General features: G+C 43.9%; 17 protein-coding genes and 1 riboswitch. Of the genes, 11 read left to right on the top strand and 6 right to left on the bottom strand.

Going from position 1 to position 19,224, the window contains the following annotated elements; translation table 11 throughout:
* Positions 1 to 2: 2 nt before the first annotated feature.
* From mobA to ACJJI1_RS08630, 4 genes are all read right to left on the bottom strand, one after another.
* Positions 3 to 602 (bottom strand): molybdenum cofactor guanylyltransferase, encoded by a 600-nt coding sequence (gene mobA, locus ACJJI1_RS08645; protein ID WP_444959100.1) that lies wholly within the window; start codon positions 600 to 602, stop codon positions 3 to 5.
* 4 nt (positions 603 to 606) lie between these two features.
* Positions 607 to 1,584, bottom strand: coding sequence for a GTP 3',8-cyclase MoaA (gene moaA / locus ACJJI1_RS08640; protein WP_413664021.1), 978 nt, complete (start codon positions 1,582 to 1,584; stop codon positions 607 to 609).
* A riboswitch (molybdenum cofactor riboswitch) is annotated at positions 1,573 to 1,723 on the bottom strand. Its footprint overlaps the gene before it by 12 nt.
* A gap of 196 nt (positions 1,724 to 1,919) precedes the next feature.
* On the bottom strand, positions 1,920 to 3,128 hold the full coding sequence (locus ACJJI1_RS08635) for an alginate export family protein (protein WP_444926415.1): 1,209 nt from the start codon (positions 3,126 to 3,128) through the stop codon (positions 1,920 to 1,922).
* Between the two features lie 143 nt (positions 3,129 to 3,271).
* Positions 3,272 to 4,582, bottom strand: coding sequence for an MFS transporter (locus tag ACJJI1_RS08630; RefSeq protein ID WP_444959099.1), 1,311 nt, complete (start codon positions 4,580 to 4,582; stop codon positions 3,272 to 3,274).
* A 403-nt stretch (positions 4,583 to 4,985) separates the two neighbouring features.
* Here ACJJI1_RS08630 and ACJJI1_RS08625 point away from each other — a divergent pair, with 403 nt between their 5' ends.
* The 4 genes from ACJJI1_RS08625 (at position 4,986) to ACJJI1_RS08610 (ending at position 12,270) form a co-directional block, all read left to right on the top strand.
* Complete coding sequence (locus ACJJI1_RS08625) at positions 4,986 to 6,461, top strand: NarK family nitrate/nitrite MFS transporter (protein WP_444926413.1); 1,476 nt, start codon at positions 4,986 to 4,988, stop codon at positions 6,459 to 6,461.
* A 101-nt stretch (positions 6,462 to 6,562) separates the two neighbouring features.
* The gene (locus tag ACJJI1_RS08620) at positions 6,563 to 8,335 is read left to right on the top strand and encodes a bifunctional protein-serine/threonine kinase/phosphatase (protein ID WP_444959098.1); all 1,773 of its coding nucleotides are present in this window, start codon (positions 6,563 to 6,565) and stop codon (positions 8,333 to 8,335) included.
* Positions 8,336 to 8,788: 453 nt separating this feature from the next.
* Positions 8,789 to 10,438: an ATP-binding protein gene (locus ACJJI1_RS08615; protein WP_444959097.1), complete on the top strand. Its 1,650-nt coding sequence runs from the start codon at positions 8,789 to 8,791 to the stop codon at positions 10,436 to 10,438.
* Complete coding sequence (locus ACJJI1_RS08610) at positions 10,435 to 12,270, top strand: ATP-dependent nuclease (protein WP_444959096.1); 1,836 nt, start codon at positions 10,435 to 10,437, stop codon at positions 12,268 to 12,270. The genes ACJJI1_RS08615 and ACJJI1_RS08610 overlap by 4 nt, the downstream gene beginning before the upstream one ends.
* Positions 12,271 to 12,379: 109 nt before the next feature.
* Here ACJJI1_RS08610 and csrA read toward each other — a convergent pair whose 3' ends face one another.
* Complete coding sequence (gene csrA, locus ACJJI1_RS08605; RefSeq protein WP_444959095.1) at positions 12,380 to 12,568, bottom strand: carbon storage regulator CsrA; 189 nt, start codon at positions 12,566 to 12,568, stop codon at positions 12,380 to 12,382.
* A gap of 1,439 nt (positions 12,569 to 14,007) precedes the next feature.
* On the opposite strand from csrA, the gene ACJJI1_RS08600 reads away from it, so the two are divergent.
* The 7 genes from ACJJI1_RS08600 to ACJJI1_RS08570 all read left to right on the top strand — a co-directional run bounded on the left by ACJJI1_RS08600 (position 14,008) and on the right by ACJJI1_RS08570 (position 17,916).
* Entirely contained in the window at positions 14,008 to 14,547 is a 540-nt protein-coding gene (locus ACJJI1_RS08600; protein WP_152450519.1) for a hypothetical protein, read from the top strand.
* Positions 14,544 to 14,726 (top strand): hypothetical protein, encoded by a 183-nt coding sequence (locus ACJJI1_RS08595; RefSeq protein WP_444959094.1) that lies wholly within the window; start codon positions 14,544 to 14,546, stop codon positions 14,724 to 14,726. Before ACJJI1_RS08600 ends, ACJJI1_RS08595 begins: the two co-directional genes overlap by 4 nt.
* Positions 14,716 to 14,856, top strand: coding sequence for a hypothetical protein (locus ACJJI1_RS08590; protein ID WP_444959093.1), 141 nt, complete (start codon positions 14,716 to 14,718; stop codon positions 14,854 to 14,856). The genes ACJJI1_RS08595 and ACJJI1_RS08590 overlap by 11 nt, the downstream gene beginning before the upstream one ends.
* Before the next feature lie 129 nt (positions 14,857 to 14,985).
* Positions 14,986 to 15,207, top strand: a complete 222-nt coding sequence (locus ACJJI1_RS08585; RefSeq protein ID WP_444959092.1) for a hypothetical protein — start codon at positions 14,986 to 14,988, stop codon at positions 15,205 to 15,207.
* A 527-nt stretch (positions 15,208 to 15,734) separates the two neighbouring features.
* The gene (locus ACJJI1_RS08580) at positions 15,735 to 16,274 is read left to right on the top strand and encodes an SF0329 family protein (protein ID WP_444959091.1); all 540 of its coding nucleotides are present in this window, start codon (positions 15,735 to 15,737) and stop codon (positions 16,272 to 16,274) included.
* A 524-nt stretch (positions 16,275 to 16,798) separates the two neighbouring features.
* A complete protein-coding gene (locus ACJJI1_RS08575) occupies positions 16,799 to 17,491 on the top strand; it encodes a hypothetical protein (protein ID WP_444911898.1) in 693 nt (230 codons plus the stop codon).
* 8 nt (positions 17,492 to 17,499) lie between these two features.
* Positions 17,500 to 17,916: a hypothetical protein gene (locus ACJJI1_RS08570; RefSeq protein ID WP_444959090.1), complete on the top strand. Its 417-nt coding sequence runs from the start codon at positions 17,500 to 17,502 to the stop codon at positions 17,914 to 17,916.
* A gap of 206 nt (positions 17,917 to 18,122) precedes the next feature.
* On the opposite strand, the gene ACJJI1_RS08565 is transcribed toward ACJJI1_RS08570, so the two are convergent.
* On the bottom strand, positions 18,123 to 18,608 hold the full coding sequence (locus ACJJI1_RS08565; protein WP_444959089.1) for a hypothetical protein: 486 nt from the start codon (positions 18,606 to 18,608) through the stop codon (positions 18,123 to 18,125).
* Between the last annotated feature and the right edge of the window lie 616 nt (positions 18,609 to 19,224).

Raw genomic sequence — 19,224 nt, 5'->3', positions numbered from 1 at the left:
AATCAGTGGTCTCTCAAAAAACTGTTTTCTGGAGTTTTATCCGGCGTACTCAAGCCGAGATAATCTGCCGGCGTATTGATATTGCGATGCCAATCGCCAGCACTTTTTATGGGTATGGATTTGGCCCCCAGGTGACGCAGCAGCGCGCCGACAGAATTGCGCGCACTGCCCTCAACGGCACGGCGCAAATAATCCAGGCAGTCGCCATTTAAAGGCAGCCACAGGGGAAAAAAGAAGTTTTCAAAATAACAGGGCCGGCCACTTGTCTGCCCCTCAGCCAATAACTCTGCGAGGTGCTTCCGCCCGAGCAGAGGCATATCTACCGGGATCACCAGGGCCGCATCAGCACCGGTTGCCAGGGCTACCGAATATAGGCCGCCCAGTGGACCCCGCTCCGGCACCAGGTCTTCAATCGCTCCGGGGCGGGCGCCGCTGGTGACGACTTTTGCCAGCGGAAGCTCACTCAACAATGCCTCGGCATGCTGCAAAAAATTGCCCTGTTGGGGGTGGGCCAGCAGGGCCTTGTCGCGGCCCATCCGGCTGGAGCGGCCGCCGGCCAGCACCACGCCGATTGTTGATTTACTAACAATAGCCCTGGCCATAACCCTAGCCCCCCAGCATCGCCAGGTTGCGGGTAGCGCCGGTAAAACCTTCGTGCAGCTGGTGGCCTGCGGTCTTATCCACAATCAACTCGCGGATATGAGCTGCCAGCGCCTCGCTATCGCCATCGGCGATGATTTCGCGCATATCAAAGCCCTGGTCGGCGAACAGGCACAGGTGCAACTTGCCCTGAGCCGATACCCGCAGGCGATTGCAGCTTGCACAGAAGTCTTTGCCGTAAGGGGTAATAAGGCCGATACGACCGGCGTAATCCGGGTGGAAATACTCCCGCGCCGGACCGGCATCGCGGGTGCGGATCACCTGCTCCCAACCTTCCCGCAGCAACAGGGTTTCTATATCGCCACCGGAGACATGGTTGCTGGCGAAGAACTCGCGGTTATCGCCGGTGCGCATCAATTCAATAAAGCGCAGGGTCACCGGAGTCTCGCGAACCCAGGCGAGGAAATTATCCAGCTCGGCCAGGTTGTACTGGCGCATCAGCACTGCGTTGACCTTGGTATCGATACCCAAGGCCAGGGCGCGATCCAGGCCTGCTAAGGCTTTATCCAGGCGATTGTGGCCGGTGATATGGTGGAATTGAGCCGGGTCGAGGCTGTCGATACTGACATTCACCTGATCCAAACCCGCGCGGTGCCAGTCGTCTATCTGACTGGGCAGGCGGTAACCATTGGTAGTGATGGCTAAGCGGCGAATCTTATCGCTAGCGCGCACGGCTTCGAGCAGCGGCACCAGGTCTTTGCGCAGGGAGGGCTCTCCGCCAGTAAGGCGTACCTTTTCCGTACCCAGTGAAGCGAAAGCGCGCACTAATGTGCCCACCTCAGCGACTGAGAGAGGATTTTCCCCTTCCAGGGAACGTCCGCAACCGATGCCCTCGGGCAGGCAGTAGTTGCAGCGGTAGTTGCAGATGTCCGTCACGGACAGGCGCAGGTAGTAAAACCTACGGCCAAAATTGTCTTGTAACATTAAACGCCTTTCCAATTTCGGGAGGCCGCGCAGTTTCCCGCTAGACCCTGGTGGCCGGTACGGCCACGGTCCCGGCACCTTGCAACGTCAATAAAAAACGACGCGGTTTAGGTAGCGGGACTCGGTGTTTAAACTGATGTCAGTGTATCAAGCTGGTTAATTTATGCTTGGGGCAAAGGTGGTACTCCCTTGGTGCTCGAACTGATGCTCCTCGGGGAGACATCAAAACGTGGAGCTTCAGTCGATTAAAATTTATAAATTATAAAAACAGGTTCAAGGTGCGGGGAAAACCCCGGCCGAAGCCGGGGGCCTCGCTAAGGAGTTCTTTCAGCCGCTTAGAAATTAGCGGTTACCATGATCCAAAGCTTGTCGGTGTCAGTGCTGTACTCATCAGCACGATAAGTTGCGTACTTAACGAGTGCAGAAATGTCGTCGGTGATTTTGTGCCCGTAGCTCAGGTTCCACTCATCACCGTAACTAACGGAGCCCTCGGCCGCTTCAAAGTTGTGATAGGTCAAGCCCAGCTTGCCACCGGCCACTTTCATAGAACCGCCAACATACAGATCTTCGACACCGTCAGCGGGGGTTCCCAGGAATTTATCAGTGAAACCCTGGAACTTGTGCAAGGTTGCCAGCGGGGTTTTAAAACCAACGTCATTGTCGGAACCCAAAACTTCATAACCGAGTTTTGCCGCAACAGGACCCAGATCAGCGCCAAGTTCTGCCAGGTAATAATTAGCACTATAGTCATACTGGTTGTCACCAATATCTGACTGGTGCGCATAACTCAGGTTGGCTTTTACCGGACCAAATTTACCTTTGTAATCTACCCCATAAGTGCGACTTGCATTATCGGTGAAATCTTCCAGATCCAGATTGTAAACAAAAGCGCTGATTTTATGGTTTTCAGCTACTGGATAAATTGCGTGTAGCAGTTGGATATCGCCGCCCATATCGGAACCAGCACTGTCTTCACCGAAAATACGGTTAACGTTGTAGACGTAGCTATAATCCAACTGGAAGCTATCGGCACTGCCGTACTGATAACGAACACCATCGTAGGTCTGCTCGTTTTGTCTCCAGCCAACACCGCCGACAAATCGCTGCCCGTCCAGGTTAATGCGCTGGCGACCGGCGGTAATTATGGAATTTCCACCGCTGTAGCGAATGTAGGCCTGGTTAATTTCAGTTCCTTCCGGATCAGCCACTACCGGGTATTCGCCTTCACCATTAACGGTGGAGTTGTAGCTGTCATTGCCAACTGCCGTAACATCATCCATTTCCAGGAAGCTGGTAAAGCCACGGTAGCTGCCACTGCGCCAGTTGAGGCGAGTTCTTAAAGTGGATGCAACTGCTTCATCATCAATATCATCCTGATCAACAGTCTCTACGCGGTAACGCAGATTCAATCCGACTTCACCGGATTTCAACGCATCCACCAGAGTGGCATTTTCACTTTCCTGCGCAGCGGCCTGCAATGCAACAGTGCTGCATGCCCCCAACAGTAAGGCACCGAGAATTTTTGGGAATTTGGAAACGGTCATGACGCTTTTCCTTTGCAACAACGGAGTGAACAGTGACAAATTACAATTTTTCAGACTCGACTGAAACCATAGATTTTTTCCTGCTTAATTAATCTTTACTCCCTAGCCTTTACTCAGGCGTAATCCCTTATTGGTAGTGGGCACTACCTATCCGGCAAAGCCTCGGTTTCGCTGGTTTCCTCAAGCAGGAAATTATTTTGCTGTGCGTACTGTAAACGCTGCATATAATTTTCTCTTTGAATCGCCAAATACATAACCAACATACAAATAGCGAGCACACCGTAGAGCAGCATAAAGGCCGCACTGTGGATACCTACTAAGTCCTGAGCGATACCAAAAAGAACAGGCAGGGTAAAACCACCGAGGGCACCAATAGTGGCTACGGTACCGCCAACACTCCCCATATGCGCGGGGAAATTATCGTGCAGCGCTTTGTAAACAGACGCGCGGCCAAATCCCTGGGCGATACCGATAACCAGTAGCAGTAAAGTGAACAGCTCAATACCCACTTCAATATTTAAATGCACATCCCGTTCCACCCCGTGAATAGTCATACTGGTGGGCGGGTAACTGAGGAAGAAAAGACAGACCAGGCAAGTCCAGAAAACACTCCAATTGACGGTGCGCGCACCGTAGCGATCGGCAAACCAGCCCCCCAAAGCGCGCAGTGAACTGGAAAGGGCCACAAACAACAGGGTGAGTGCCATTGCAACCGGTGTACTGACTTGGTACACCGACAGATAGTAATTCGGCAACCACAGTAAAAGCGCGAGAAAACTGCCAAAAACAAAGTAATAGTAGAGGCCATAACGCCAAACCCGGATTTGCGTTAACGGCTTTAAATGACTGCGCAGATCCGGTTTTCCCCGGCTGCGCATATAGCGGGTTTCCTCTGGTGCAAAAAATTCGAATAAAACCATCATCAGGATAATCCCGGCTCCATAAACCGGCCCTATCCACTCGCGCCCAAACCAATTTTGAATGGCAGGAGCCAATGCCAAGGTAATTGCAGCTCCGGCATTTCCTGCACCAAAAATGCCCATCGCAGTACCCTGCCGCCCTCTTTCGAACCACGGGCTGATATAGCGAATCCCCAAAACAAAAGACACCCCGGAAATACCCAGCCACAGCCCCGCCAGCAAGTGAGCCCCGTAGCTATCGATAAAGGGCAACAAAAAGAGCACAGGCAGCAACAACAGCATCTGCAATAAAATCAGCTTTTTCGCAGAAAAATATTCCACCAGTAATCCCACCGGAAAACGCAACAGCGCCCCACTCAAAATCGGCGCAGCCAGTAGAACCCCGTATTCAGTTGCAGACAGATCCAGTTGCCCGCGAATCTCTACCCCCAATACCGCATAAAGCGTCCAAACAGAGAAGTTAGCGGCGAACATGGCCGAGGCAAATATCAGCGCGCGCCCGGCGAGTTGCTGTGTATATTGCACGGCAGGCATCTCCAAAATATTGGCTGTCGAAAATTAATTGCCACCCCGGTTATTCACCGCATTGGGCCCCCGCCCCAGATAAGTGATCACAGAATTACAGCGGGGGCGAGAAATCTACAGAGGCAAGCTATTGGCAAGATGCACAAAAAATCGGCTAGCGACAATTACTCCCAAAAACCCTTTTTAATCATTATCAATTTCCGCCAACTACCCCCACAGGGGTAGAAACGCACTAAAAACCGCCCCTACCCACTCCGAGCTACTAACCCCAAGGGGTTACTCCCTTCCATATACAAATCGATTTCCCTTCCAGTTACCCCTTTTGCGCGCTTTCCCTCTGGCGCTGCTCAAATACTATCGGTCATGATCCTATCCACCTCTAAAAATTTCTGAGAAGCCGGAGAAAATAGTCATGAGTCAATCCAGCGGCCTCAATTTATTTAATTGGGGCGATCCCAAAATAAAGACGCTGCACGTTACTTGGTTTGCGTTTTTCCTGACTTTCGTGGTGTGGTTCTCCCACGCTCCGCTGATGGTCTTTATCAAGGAAGCGTTCGACCTCACCAGCCAGCAAGTAAAAGCCCTGTTAATCCTCAACGTGGCACTCACCATCCCCGCCCGTATCATTATCGGTATGCTGGTGGATAAATTGGGGCCGCGCCTGGTGTACAGCGGGCTGCTGATGACCTCATCTTTAATCTGTTTGGGCTTCGCCACTGCAGACAGTTATGAATCCCTGGCCCTGTTCCGCTTCCTGCTGGGATTTGTGGGTGCCGGCTTTGTAATTGGTATCCGCATGGTGGGTGAATGGTTCCCAGCCAAACAAGTTGGCCTGGCAGAAGGTGTTTACGGCGGCTGGGGGAATTTCGGTTCTGCTGCCGGTGCCATGACCCTACCCACCATCGCCCTGCTGTTCGGCGGTGAAGACGGCTGGCGCTATGCCCTGGGCCTCACCGGCATCATCGCCGGCCTCTACGGCATCATCTACTACCGCGTTGCCCGCAACACTCCGAAAGGTTCCACTTACTTCAAACCGAAAAAGAGCGGCGGCCTGGAAGTGACCAGCAAGCGGGATTTCTACTTCTACCTGCTGATGAATGTGCCCATGTACCTGGCACTCGCAGCGCTGGCTTACAAACTGTCTCCCAGTGGCGTAGCCCTGCTGAGCCAAAATGCCACCTACGTGATGTGGGGACTGCTGGTAGCACTGTTTGCCTTCCAGACCCGCATGATCTGGAATGTAAACAAAGACCACCTGCGCGAAGGTGTGCCCGAGCTGGAGAAATACAACTTCAAGCAGGTAGCCATCCTCGACCTGGCCTACTTCGTCACCTTCGGCTCAGAGCTGGCCGTGGTTTCTATGCTGCCCCTGTTCTTCCTGGAAACCTTTGAAGGATTGAGCCCGGTGAAGGCCGGCCTGCTCGCCTCTGGCTTCGCCTTTATGAACCTGGTGGCTCGCCCAACTGGTGGATACTTCTCTGACAAACTGGGACGCCGCCGCAGCCTGATGTTCCTGATCGGCGGCCTGGCAGTGGGTTACTTTGTACTGAGCCAGATCAACGGCGGCTGGTGGATTCCCGCTGCGGTAGTGGCCACCATGTGCTGCTCTTTCTTCGTGCAGGCCGGTGAGGGTGCCGTATTCGCCGTCGTACCCCTGGTGAAGCGCCGCATGACCGGGCAGATCGCCGGTATGGCCGGAGCCTACGGCAACGTGGGTGCGGTTACTTTCCTTACCGCCCTGTCTTATGTCAGCTACAGCCAGTTCTTCCTGATTATCTGCGGCGCAGCAGCGGTGATCTTCTTCGCCTGCCTGTTCCTGGAAGAGCCCAAAGGCAATATCGCCGAAGTGCTACCGGATGGCACAGTGCAGCTGATCAGCGTGGAGTGATCGGAAAGCAGTTATCCAGCAACAAACGCAAAGTAGGGCCAATGGCCCTTCTTTGTTTTTCGCCGTTGGTCTGAGGGGACGAAAAGAGATAGGAGAAAGCTGTGAGCGAAACCAATTCCGGGGTGCAAACAGAAACCGAGGCAAACCCCGAAGCCCAGACACCGCGATTGAGCCACGGCCTCTGCACTAGTGCCGGCATCAAACCGCAGAACGAAGACGCGGCAATCTATCACTGGCCAGCCAGCCCGCACTTACAGGAATACCTGGGTGCAGTCGCCGCGCTGGCAGATGGTGTCAGCTCCGCCGAAGCCGGTGCCCAAGCCAGCCACACCGCCACCGAGCAGTTTGTGCGGGACTATTACAAGGTGCCGGATACCTGGTCTGTCGCCCACGCCGGACAGAAAATCCTCGCCTCCATTAACAGCAAGCTATACCGCAAGAGCCACGACTTTCCCCAACAGGAAAAGGGCTTCCTCTGCACCTTCTCTGCCCTGATTTTTAAATCCCGCACCGCCCACTATTTCCATATCGGCGACAGCCGCATCTATCACCTGCGCGGCGACAACCTTAAATGCCTCACCCGGGACCACAACATCACCCTGGCCCACCGCCAGCAGATGCTGTCCCGCGCGCTGGGAATGGATACCGGCCTGCAAGTGGATTACGGCCAGCTCAGCCTGGCTAAGGACGATGTACTGCTGATTACCAGCGACGGGGTGCACGACTTTATTAAACAGGATTTACTGCGCGAGCTGCTGGCAGATACCCAACTAAGCGAACAGGAAACAGCGGAAACCCTGGTGCGCCTTGCCGAGGAAAACGGCAGTGACGATAACCTCTCCGCATTAGTGGTAAAGGTAAAGGCATTGCCACAAACCACTCTGGACGACTACAGCCGCCAGCTTACCCGCCTGCCCTTCCCCCCGGAGTTGGAACCGGGCATGGTATTGGATGGTTACCAGGTGGAACGGGAGCTGTTCTCCTCCCAGCGCAGCCAGCTGTACCTGGTGCGTGACAGTGCCACCGGGGAAATCCTGGTAATGAAAACTCCCTCGATAAATTACGAGGACGATATCCACTATATCGACCGCTTTATTCAGGAAGAGTGGATAGGCCTGCGTATTCGCAGCCCCCAGGTAGTGCGCCTGCACCGGCAGACCCGCCCGCGCACCGCGCTCTATTACCTGATGGAGTATGTGCAGGGCAGCACCCTGGAGCAGTGGATCACCAATAACCGCTTTCCCAAACCGGCGGAAGCGTTTCGCATCCTTAAGGAAATTGCCACCGGGCTACAGGCCTTCCACGATCAGGAAACCATTCACCAGGATTTGCGCCCGGCCAATATCATGATCGACGGCGACGGGCGGGTAAAAATTATCGACTTCGGCTCAGTCTATGTAGCCGGCAGTGCCGAGATTTTCCGCCCCCTGGAGCACCCGGAAGCGCTGGGCACCGCCAGCTACTCCGACCCCCACTATATCCTCGGGCACAACAGCGGTATTCGCGGCGATATCTATGCCCTCGCCACTATTGCCTACGAAATATTTACAGGCGAACTGCCCTACGGCGAAGAAATTGAAAACTGCCGCTCCCACGCCGACTTCGAACGCCTGCGCTACCGCACCGCCAGCCAGTTTAATCCGGTAGTCCCCATCTGGTTCGACCGCGCCCTGGAACGGGGATGTAGTATCGACCTGGAACAGCGCTACTCCACCTTAACGGAATTTATGCGCGATCTGGCCAATCCGAACCCGGATTACCTAAGAGAAGATCCTACTGAGAAAGGGGATGCTTCGCTTTTTTGGAAGATTCTTTGTGGGATTTGGGTGGCTACTTTATTGGCGGTGGCGGCGTTGTTTTCTTCTAGTGCGTGAAAATCGTATTTTCGGAACGATAGTTCTAGTTAGCAAATAATCTGACTTAGAATATCCATTCAAGATACTCAACTTAAGCTAATAATCCCCCATTACGAAATATTTTGACTGTTTTCATATACCCTATACCATTGGTTAATCACATAAAAATTTAAAAAAAATATCAAACACTATTTCCTAGACCTATAAATATTACTCCTAATCCCATTGGTTATTATTGACAAGCCTTTAGCCCAAAATAAGACATCTATTACAGATGTCAAAATATTAACAACACGACCATATGCCATAAATGACTAATATACTTATTATTCATGCTCAACAGACTGCCCCCCATTACTGGGTCATGTTGAGAAGTGATATTATGAAGACCATACTATTAAATGGGCTTTAACAATCTAAAATTCAGGCCAATTAGAAATTATTCAGAGAAATTAATAAGGAAATTACACAGTGTCAACATTAAGAGAACAGGATTTAAAGTTTGGCAAAATTAAAGAAGTTGATGGAAGTGAGATAATACTTCATGCCGAAGCTCTGGAACGTGAATTTGAAAACATCAAACACTGTGCCGAAGTTGGCGCTTATGTGAACTGTGGCGGGGCTCATGGCGATACTATTTGCACAATTAGTAAGGTGCAAATAACTGAGATTGAAAAAACCCAAAGGACAGATCATGGCTTTGATATAGTTAGAGAAGAGAGAAAGGTCGTAACGCTTTCAATATTGGGTTGTGCAGTAGAAGAAAAATTCAAGAGAGGCACTAAACGTTTTCCTACAATTAATTGCGATACATACTTTCTGAGTAGTGATCAAGTAAATCAATTAATAGGTATAGATCAGAGAGAAGATAAGGAACATTTTTGTGTTACTGATGAAAGTGATGATAACCAGACATACTTAAATCTGGATAAACTCATGGGTAGACACACTGCAATATTAGGTACAACCGGAAGTGGAAAAAGTTGTACGGTAGCATCGATAGTCCAATCTATATTATCTAGCTATGAGCACCCCCGCATATTGTTTTTTGACATCCACAATGAGTATCCATCGGCATTTGGTTATGGAAGAGATACACAAAATGAAATCTTTAGAAAAAAGACAAGTGCCATCCCCTGGCCAAACTTTTCACTTCCATATTGGTTCTTAGATTTAGAAGAGTTTTTTGGGGTTTACAATCTTGAACCAGGCTCAAATCAAAAAGCAATAATAAAAAGGCTCATAACAAAACTAAAGGAGGATGAAGTCAAAAAAAGAAATATTGATGAAGTGGTAGTCTCTGCAGATACACCAATCTTTTTCAATATTGATGCTCTTTTAGATGACTTAATAAATGAAAAAGAAACTCAAACAAGTGCTACTGCCAAGAAACCATATGAAAGTATCATCCTAAAACTCGAAGCAGTTCGGAGTGATACAAGATATTCATTTCTGCACAACAAGATTAATAATGAAACGTCAATAGCTGAATATTTCGAATTTTTGTTAGGCTTGACTGAAAATCAGAGCTATCTAAACATACTTGATTTAAGCGGATTACCCGCTGAAGTAAGAGCTGTATGTGTGGGAGTTATTTCAAGACTATGTTTTGATTTTAAGTATTGGGATTTAGATCCTGAAAACATCCCTCTTAATCTAGTTTTAGAGGAGGCTCATACCTACATTCCTGAGGATAGTAGCTCAAAGTTCAACATTTCAAAAGAACGTGTTGAACGAATTGCTAAAGAAGGTAGAAAATATGGTATTGGTTTGACGGTTGTCACTCAACGTCCATCAAATGTTTCTACGACCGTATTATCACAATGTGGAACATATATAGCTCTTAGGCTTACCAATGATCTGGACCAAAACAAAATTAAAAGATTATTACCTGACACATTAGCTGGTCAAGTTGATGTCTTACCTAGTCTTCGAGACGGTGAAGCATTTGTTTCCGGTGACTCTATTTCTTTACCAAGGAAAGTTCAATTTAGGGAGCCTAACCCAATGCCTAAAAGTAATGATGTTAGGTACCATCAATCTTGGCAATTAGGAAAACCTGAAGACTACTCACTTAAAAATCTGATGAACTCCTGGCATAAGCAGGATAAATTAAAATGAAAATTGACTCTATAAAACTTTGTGGCTGGCGCTCATATGATTTAGATGGAGTCGATATAAAAGATCTAAAGTCGATAAATCTATTAATTGGGCCAAATAATTCAGGAAAATCGAATTTATCTAAATATTTTAATTATTTGAAAAGTATAGCCCATGAAAATCTTCTTACTGGAAAACCGATTACAGTTGCCACTGAACTTGATGAAAGCCAAACCTGGAATTGGGGCAAAGATAAAATAGAATGCGAAATTATCCTTTCAAAGGATAATAACTTTACCGAGAATGATAAGGTTTCTTATAGAACGAATGAGAGTAAAGTTTCTCTAGATTGCTGTCACAACGTTAGCTCCAACACCTCAGTCTTAAATATAAAAATAAATGATAAACCAATCTTCAATGACCGCGGTCAAATTTGTTCAAATTTAAAGGCAGATATATGGGTAGATCCCACTGATGATGTGGCCGGCTTTAATGATAACGAATTCTATTGGAGTCGCTTCTTAACTTCCTTAGTATTTGTCGATCCTATCCGACATCATTCGCGTAATTCAAACAATGAAAAAAACTACTATTTTGATGGCGCAAAAATAATTAAGGAATTAGATAAATTAAGACTCAATAGGGCAACCCCATCAAAATGGGCCGGATATAAAAGACAAATTAAAAAATGGCTAACCGATATTCTAGCTGAAGAAATAGTCAATATCGATATTGTGGATACAGATTTGAGTATTGAATTCAGATCGGGATTATCTTTTTCATTAGATCAGTTAGGTACAGGTGTTTCTCAAATAGTGATGCTACTTTCACATCTTTGGATTAATAAAGATAAAAATTTAAACGTATTTCTGGAGGAACCAGAAGCTAACTTACATCCAGAAGCTGTCGTTAAACTAGTGAACATATTTGAGAATGAACTACATAGCCACAGATTCTTTATTACTACTCATTCCCCATCCCTGATTGACTGTCTTAATGAAAACTGGGCCATTTATAGAACTTTGAAATCAGATAATGGTGCTAGCCTGATTACCCCAAATGATAATGTAATCAAGCACTACGAAACATTAGACTCCCTGGGTGTTAAAGCTTCTCAAATTCTGCAGGCCAACACTGTTATTTGGGTTGAAGGACCCAGTGATAGAGTTTATCTGAAAAAATGGATTGATATATTTTCTGATGAAAAACTTAAAGAGGGCAAGGACTATTCTTTCTTATACTTTGGCGGAACAAACCTTGCATCTTTTACAGCGCTAGATGATATCGATCAGAACATGATAAACATTTTAAGTACCAGCAGAAAAGCGTACTTGATAGCTGACTCTGATTGTTCCTCTCAAGAAGAACGGGATAATGATGCCTTTAAAGCTTATTTAAATTCCATGTTAGATAGGCTTAAAGAAGCCAATATTGATAATATTGGCCTAGATTCATCTGTTGAAGATTATATCAAAGTTTGGATTACAGACGGCCGTGAAATTGAAAACTATATTGATAAAAATTTATTATTTGAAGTTCTAACGCAGAAAGGTTTCAAACGTGAATCCATTGGCAAGGGGGATAATCATAAGAAATTAGAATTAAAGGGAACACAACCCTCCGATTTTATTTTTGAAAAATTTTCCTCATTCGACATGGCTATTTCCAATTGCTATCAATACCAAGATAAAACCAAAATAGATAACACCTCAATTAACAATATCGCATTGAGTTATGCAAATAAGAAAGTCTCAATTGCTAAATCTGTCGTTAAAATATTAGATAAAAACCACTGTTCAGTTCTTGACTTGAAAAAAAAGATGGAGGTGTTAGTTGATTTTATTAGAAGATGATTTAGTTGATAATAGTCTTTTTTAGAGATTTAGATAAGTGGCAAATTACTCCAATTTCGACACTGTAATTTGCCACAGCTTCGATCACACTATAATCGTGATAAGTTTCTTAGAAAATCCCTTTTCTCGTGGCCCATTCCTTTTTAATGCGCACATATATTTCTTCACGATGTACGGGTAGAGATTTGGGAGCACGTATCCCTATCTTCACCTGATTACCCTTAACTTCCAAGACTGTACCTGAGACATTGGCTCCAATCCTTAAGTTTTCACCTGTCCGGCGCTTTAAGATCAACATATTGTTTTCCTACTGATACTCAAACCATGGCTAGACCTTCTCTGATGGAAGGCTGAGAAACTGACTTTTTGAGGAAATAGGGGTGGTGCGCGGGAACGGTAGGCAAAGAAGAAGAAAAGGCAGGCACAACGCTTCCAGAGCTTGGGGAGTCGCTCCAAGCCGCTGAATGTACTCCACTTTATTGAAGACGAGCGGGTTTCTAGCGTATGATCCATATAGCCATTTTGATAGTCATGTTATCAATTTGGTCAGCTGGCCCCTGGTGTTGCTGCACCTTGGGTCAGCGCCTTTTACTTACTGTTACGTCACGCTACCGTTCTCCTGTGAGAAGATGGTTCTTTAGAAAACTCTTAGATGTCTTGATTCTCTCGAATCCCTTTGGTCCTTGGTCATCGGCCCACAAAAGGCCACCCAATTCCGGCCAAAATACCAATAAATATCAATCGATTTTACGCAGCTTTGACACTAAAACAAACTGAATAAAATCCAATAAGATCATTTTAGTGCCTATATTTTTATGCTCCTTAGCTTAGATAATTTGCGTTATCCATAAGAGTGATGGTTTAGGTGGTTACTCCTTACTCGCTCTCACGTGGGAAATAAAAGCAATTAATCATAAAACCACCACTCCGTATGTCATTCTTGTGTCGATAGAAAATATCCCAATAGCCTAGGTATCGCAGTGAGACACGAAGGATTGTCTCTTTTTAGCCGCGATGCCGTTTTCATAAAGCACTTAAAATCCTACTTAATCGGCACACTTGTTCCTATCTCTGCATAGGTGTTTTTCGCCTGTACTGGATAACTTACCGATTGATATATCGGCTCTAAGTATAGTTATTTGCCATTTTGGCATTGATCGACAAGTGATATGATGCAGCTTCAGTTGAGCACACTATTTAAGCTCTTTGGCAGGAAAGCATGAACTATAGAAATCTACTATTAAAAAGAGGGTTTGGTTTCCATTAGCAATTCATAGCTAATGGAGATCCATATGGGGTATTTTCGACACCCTAAAACCAAGAACGAGATGAAGCAATACTATGCTTCGTTGGAAAATGAACTAGAGATCCCAATAAAGATTAGAAACCGTCGTCAACCAAAATGTTTACCAACCGCTTGGGACGACTATTTTCCAAGTAATATCTCTAATCGTAATTGGAAGCTGTTTCGAAGGAACCAGTGGAAAGGGTAGTTATCCACTTTAACAGGACGCTCCTGCTGAAAATCATAAGTTCCGGCTTTGACTCTACTTATGTTTTCAGCAGAGCTTAGTGCTGTATACAACTATGGTTCAAATTACGACAACAGCCACCTTGGGCACCATGAACTGTCCGAGTAAATCTAGAAACTGGATCAAACTTTGCGGCATCTTACCAACTAAGAAAATAGCTCTTCTAATATAGTGAAAATATTTTGAATTAAGTATAGGAAATACTATGGAAGATTTAACTTTTCACAATTACCCTTCTGTTATTGGATACTACCAAGCGCTCAGAGAAGAGGTTTGGTCTATTACACAGGAATCATGGCCTCAGTCATCAATAAAGGGTATTAGTTTGAAGACAGCAAGACTGGCTGACTCTTGGAAAGAGATGAGAGGAGCAAATCTAAGATCTTCGAGAGCCAGTTGGGACTGGGAGCCAGAATTTAATGCATATCAGAAGAAGCCAAAAAGATATGAAATGTCAGTTTGGTATGAAAATCAACTTTGCGGGCTTTGTTATGGCTTTGCATCCAAGCATGGCACAAAGGTAAGAATGAACCTTATAGAATCCACACCGGTAAGACCAAATCCTTTGGGCGAAGGTGTCTTTCCAATATTATCTTTTGGAGCTACTGTTTATGCCAACTTGATTAGTGCTGATGAGGTTTGGGTTTTAGACCCCGTAAAAGGTGCAATAGATTATTACGAAAGCCAAGGATTTTCAGCACCTGAGATCTATCACGGGAAAAGAGTTGGAATGAAAAAATTATGAGCGACTACAAGTTTTCACAAAAAGATAAAGACCGAATCAATGAGATTCGTTCAAAAATGAAGAAACATGCTGAAGAAGTAAAAAAGAAATCAAAAGGCACAACAATAGAAGAACCATCAGGAAAACAAACAAATCCAACTGAAATCGACCGCATGAGAGACCGGAAAAATGACGACTAAAGATAAACAACTAAGCAAATCAGATATTAGAAATTTTGTTGAAAAAAACAAATCTAAAATACTGAAGGAAGCTAAAGAGATTGAAACGGCTATAAAGTCAAATAAATTGAAGGATCAGCAGAAACTATAACTTTTATATATAGTAACCCTGAATAACACAAGATAGTAATCTTGGATATACATAGATTTAGAGCTCAAAAAAATCTATTGTTGATTTATACATAAATAACTCGCAAGTACATAAATCAAAAGATATTAAATGCCATTTAGCTACAAAGACCTTACCTATATTAGAGCTTCAATTCAGGCCTATGAAGGCATTCTAAATCAAACAACTGAAGGAGAGTGTGAAGAAGAAGGGTTCTCAGAAATACAAGATGATATTATATATTTGGGACGCTTACTAGCTCTAGTAAATCGAGAAATTGAAGAGGCTGAGTCTTCGGGGCCATCTCTAAACAAAGTAAACTCAATGGATTGAGGAAGCCGAAGTTTGGCACGAAAAAAATGAGCTCCATTTCAGAAAATGCTTGAATTCTTCACTATGAATACAAACTGTAAAACGAAGTCGATAAACAATAGGCACAACCAATAAGGGGAGATCACATACAACCCCGACTTGTACAGATATTAAATACCCATAGATCCTCAAGCCAATAGGATTTATTGGTAATGATGAACCTCAGGTCAATAAAAATTCTACTACTATAATTGCTGATGCCATGAAGAAGATAGTGATCTTATTTTTAATGATCTTAAGTTTGTATACGTTAGGCTTCTTTACTCAAACCTTAGCTTACTCTCAACTGGGTATTAATCTTAACAAGTATCTATATGCTCCATGGATCAAACATTTAGAAATGGACAACCCTATAAAAGTAACTTATAACAAAAGCGTAGAGTTCTTGTGTAGAAGGGTGCAGTTATCAGAACCCTAATCTTTGATTGGCCACAGCAATCGAATCAATTTATTAATTAGATGTTATTAGTAAGTAGGAATATCCCCCAATGAAATGGAGCAAGCTTAAATCTCTAGTTGAAGAAAAATTTTCTCCATCCCTGGATGGCCGTATCTCTATCAATAGTACCAGTTATGGAAACTGTTCGTGTGGACATGCCTGGTTGACTCTTGATAAAGAGGTCATAGCAAACTTCTGTACAAGGGCCTTTTGGAATAGAGCGAGTGGCGATTACTATCGAAAGGATAATCGCTGGGTTACTGATTCCGAAGTGCCTAAGCATGTAAGTGAAAAGCAGAAAATATCCTATGGTGAGATGGAATATGGAGAGTTATCTCGGCAAGATGCCTATCAAGCCTGCTGGGAATTCGTTCATACCCTCAAAATTGATGAAGCTCTAAACTCCGAGAACCCATTAATTCAGTCCCTAGCCACACTGGATAAGCGTTTAGGTAAGCGCAGACTCAAGGAGATTGATACAGAAAGTTTACATCCATTAGCAAAGAAATTATTGAGCATAAGATTGGAGTCTGAAGGTATTAAATCCCCAGCAATCACAGAACAAACCTCTTCAACGCAACATCCATAGATTATTTAATTATCTAAGTATCCAGCAAGCCATCAAGATAATATTACAAGGTTTAGATAGTAGGGATGTTTACTCCAACACTTAATAACAGGCATACCCGGTACGATAGTCCACTTTTCAGAAATGAAACTCCAAATATGGATAACGCGCTCTGATTTAACAGAAAACTTTGGGCGAGGATTATCTATCACACCCCATTTTTTATTTCTGATACTCGGTGTAATGCTTTGTTATTTCTTGCGTTAGCAGCATCAAGATTCAAAGGTTCCAGGTGTATACCTACTATTCACCGTACTAACTTTCTGATTCTTAATGATTTATGTCGGTGATTGATAAATATCAAAAATAGAATATGTGAAGTAGCTCCGTTTTTAGAGCGATTTTATCAGCCTAAAATACACTATAACAAACTCAGCAGTACAGGATCTCTGTTTTCACTTCCTTGACCCTAATTGGCTATTGTCATCTAATCAAATCGTTCTCGATAAGGAAATTCCACAACAATAACAACTGGGAAGTTAGGTATGACAAAGACATTTTCACAGCATGCTGTAGACAAGATTAATTCCATTATGAATGATCACAGCAATCATGTTGGTAGCCAGCTTAAAATAGGTAACCCCACAAAATATAAAAATCATATTTCTAGCGATTGTATAACAATGGCAATTTGGGTTCTTAAATATAGCTTTGAGAAACTTGGAAATCTTAATTCCAGCAAGCGAGTGGGTGGACTTGGAGAAAAAGGTACCGAGTTAGCAAAATACTTGATTAATACTCATAACTGGAAAGGAGTATATTATAATCCTGATATTAACCACCCAAGCGATGGTCTGGGTGAACATATTGCAAGCTACTACAACCAGGTAAAGAAAAGCTGTACTTATAGTGTCAGTCGTGTGCCTATAAGCAATACTCTTATTAACTATAATCCGAGTAAAAATAAAGTAACTACCTACTTGAATCTAACAAAGAAAAAAGACGCAGATTACAACACGTTTGCAAATATTCCATTTGGACTGGGAATGTCAAGTGGCGGTAGGCACGTATGGCTTTATTCAAAAGAGTTTGTGTACGAATCACACTGGGAAAAAGAAGCTGGCGATGGATTATACACTAAGACACAATTAAAAATGTTTCCCTGGCTCTCAGGAATTATTGTTGTACCGCCAGACACGCACAACCTTTTAACTATTACTTCCACCAACTGTAAGTAATTATATTTATGCTAAAACCTATAAAAATCCTACTACTATTTTTAATGACATTGTCATCCTTCACCTGTGCTAGCACGGAAACGGATGATGTTAAACTGGACAAAGCTCAAGTTAATGTTGTTTTACGAGAGTGGAACAAAAAAGGATTCGGCGATAAGATCGAAACAACTACATTAACGATAATAACAGCTCCAGATTACAAGGGTGATATCGTTATTTTACGTGAAAATGAGCCAAAACGTGGTTTCACTGCGGAAGTTTACAAACCAAAGCCAAATGCACTGAACCCTGAGCTATGGGAGTTTGTATCTGGTGATATTGAAAAATCCATAGTGAAACAACCTAACGGTAAATTCCATTTATCCGAGATGGTTGATAAAGGGGTAAGAATCGAAGTTATCGACCTAAGTGATGAAAATAAATAGCTATGTAATTTAGAGTAGCAACCCAGAGCCACATAGATTTGTCATTTGCATTACTACTTCTATAGAATCTGGATAGCTACTCTATTCATCAGAGCAAGACTATATTCATCCGGTTTAAGATCAGCGCCATTACAAGTTCCTAATATAAACCTATTAGGAACTTAATAAGGTTGGCATTTAAGTAAACTTAAATATCAGGATTCTGATTATAGTTTTGCCTGCCTCCAAAAGGTTTTGCAAATTGACTTCCAAAGTTTGCCGACTAGATCCTGATTGGAACGAGAGGCAGATTCTACAATTGCTCTATGTAGCTCCTTTTCAGATTCAGTAAATTCGCTTCTATATTTTTCTTCAATCTGTGCATAGGTCAGCCCTTTTGCCTTCATAAACCAAGATAAGAGCTGCCCTAAGTAAGATATTTTTTCTCTTGTTTTTTTCAGCTCATGATTTCTCTGAAGTACAGCGCCCTCACCTAACATCTTCCAAATACCAGCTTCAATCTGTTGAGCTTGCTCTGCAGTAAGCTGCTTATCTTTAGTTGCTTCTTCAAACATTTCATCTGCAAGTGCCTGTACATTATCTGGCATAGTTGAAAGTGGAACGGAATATTCTCGCTCTCTGATTTTATAATCTTGAATAGTTGCCTGTAATATATAAATTACCGCAGCAATTAATGTGGTGATAAATTTCATTGTTATGCCTCTGTTGATTGAAGATTTTATATAAGTACTTTGAACTCAAGCTGATCCTCTAAGAGCTAAGAAATATCGGTATAAGTTCCCCCTAAAAAGACTGGATTAGGACCCTACTGATGGATCAAGAACGGAAGACATGCACCAGATCAGAGCATAAAAATCACATACCTGAAAAATGCTATAAATTTAATAGATAGAATTTTTACAGAAATTTATTTGATGAGTGGTGTATCAAGTTCTATAGAATATATATCTAAACTCACCAAATAGAATGACATGCTTTTAATAGAATAAGCTTACCTGGAAAAATATCTGCCAGAGGAAAAACAAACGCCAGAATTTAAATTAAAAATTTTTAAATATTAGAGCGTTATGATTTTTTTGATATTTTCTACCTACTTTAGACAAGGCCATTCTCACTACTAGCATACTTATCTAGTAAGACTTAGGTTTATCAAATAGTAACCACATTTAATTTCTATGCTTCTTTAATGGATAATAAGCTGAATCAAACTAGACATTAACTGTATGATATCTATTAGAAACTCTTTCTTTCATATGTTATACAATTCTGTTCTACGTCAACATTCTGTGAGGACTTACATTATATCTA

It is taken from the genome of Microbulbifer maximicatervae (SeqCode), from assembly GCF_052467065.1.
This window is presented reverse-complemented; position numbering and strand designations above follow the sequence as displayed.

Bases quoted from the DNA above. Each gene is read 5' to 3' on its own strand.
- mobA (WP_444959100.1), bottom strand. From the start codon at position 602: ATGGCCAGGGCTATTGTTAGTAAATCAACAATCGGCGTGGTGCTGGCC.
- moaA (WP_413664021.1), bottom strand. From the start codon at position 1,584: ATGTTACAAGACAATTTTGGCCGTAGGTTTTACTACCTGCGCCTGTCC.
- ACJJI1_RS08635 (WP_444926415.1), bottom strand. From the start codon at position 3,128: ATGACCGTTTCCAAATTCCCAAAAATTCTCGGTGCCTTACTGTTGGGG.
- ACJJI1_RS08630 (WP_444959099.1), bottom strand. From the start codon at position 4,582: ATGCCTGCCGTGCAATATACACAGCAACTCGCCGGGCGCGCGCTGATA.
- ACJJI1_RS08625 (WP_444926413.1), top strand. From the start codon at position 4,986: ATGAGTCAATCCAGCGGCCTCAATTTATTTAATTGGGGCGATCCCAAA.
- ACJJI1_RS08610 (WP_444959096.1), top strand. From the start codon at position 10,435: ATGAAAATTGACTCTATAAAACTTTGTGGCTGGCGCTCATATGATTTA.
- csrA (WP_444959095.1), bottom strand. From the start codon at position 12,568: ATGTTGATCTTAAAGCGCCGGACAGGTGAAAACTTAAGGATTGGAGCC.
- ACJJI1_RS08600 (WP_152450519.1), top strand. From the start codon at position 14,008: ATGGAAGATTTAACTTTTCACAATTACCCTTCTGTTATTGGATACTAC.
- ACJJI1_RS08595 (WP_444959094.1), top strand. From the start codon at position 14,544: ATGAGCGACTACAAGTTTTCACAAAAAGATAAAGACCGAATCAATGAG.
- ACJJI1_RS08590 (WP_444959093.1), top strand. From the start codon at position 14,716: ATGACGACTAAAGATAAACAACTAAGCAAATCAGATATTAGAAATTTT.
- ACJJI1_RS08585 (WP_444959092.1), top strand. From the start codon at position 14,986: ATGCCATTTAGCTACAAAGACCTTACCTATATTAGAGCTTCAATTCAG.
- ACJJI1_RS08580 (WP_444959091.1), top strand. From the start codon at position 15,735: ATGAAATGGAGCAAGCTTAAATCTCTAGTTGAAGAAAAATTTTCTCCA.
- ACJJI1_RS08575 (WP_444911898.1), top strand. From the start codon at position 16,799: ATGACAAAGACATTTTCACAGCATGCTGTAGACAAGATTAATTCCATT.
- ACJJI1_RS08570 (WP_444959090.1), top strand. From the start codon at position 17,500: ATGCTAAAACCTATAAAAATCCTACTACTATTTTTAATGACATTGTCA.
- ACJJI1_RS08565 (WP_444959089.1), bottom strand. From the start codon at position 18,608: ATGAAATTTATCACCACATTAATTGCTGCGGTAATTTATATATTACAG.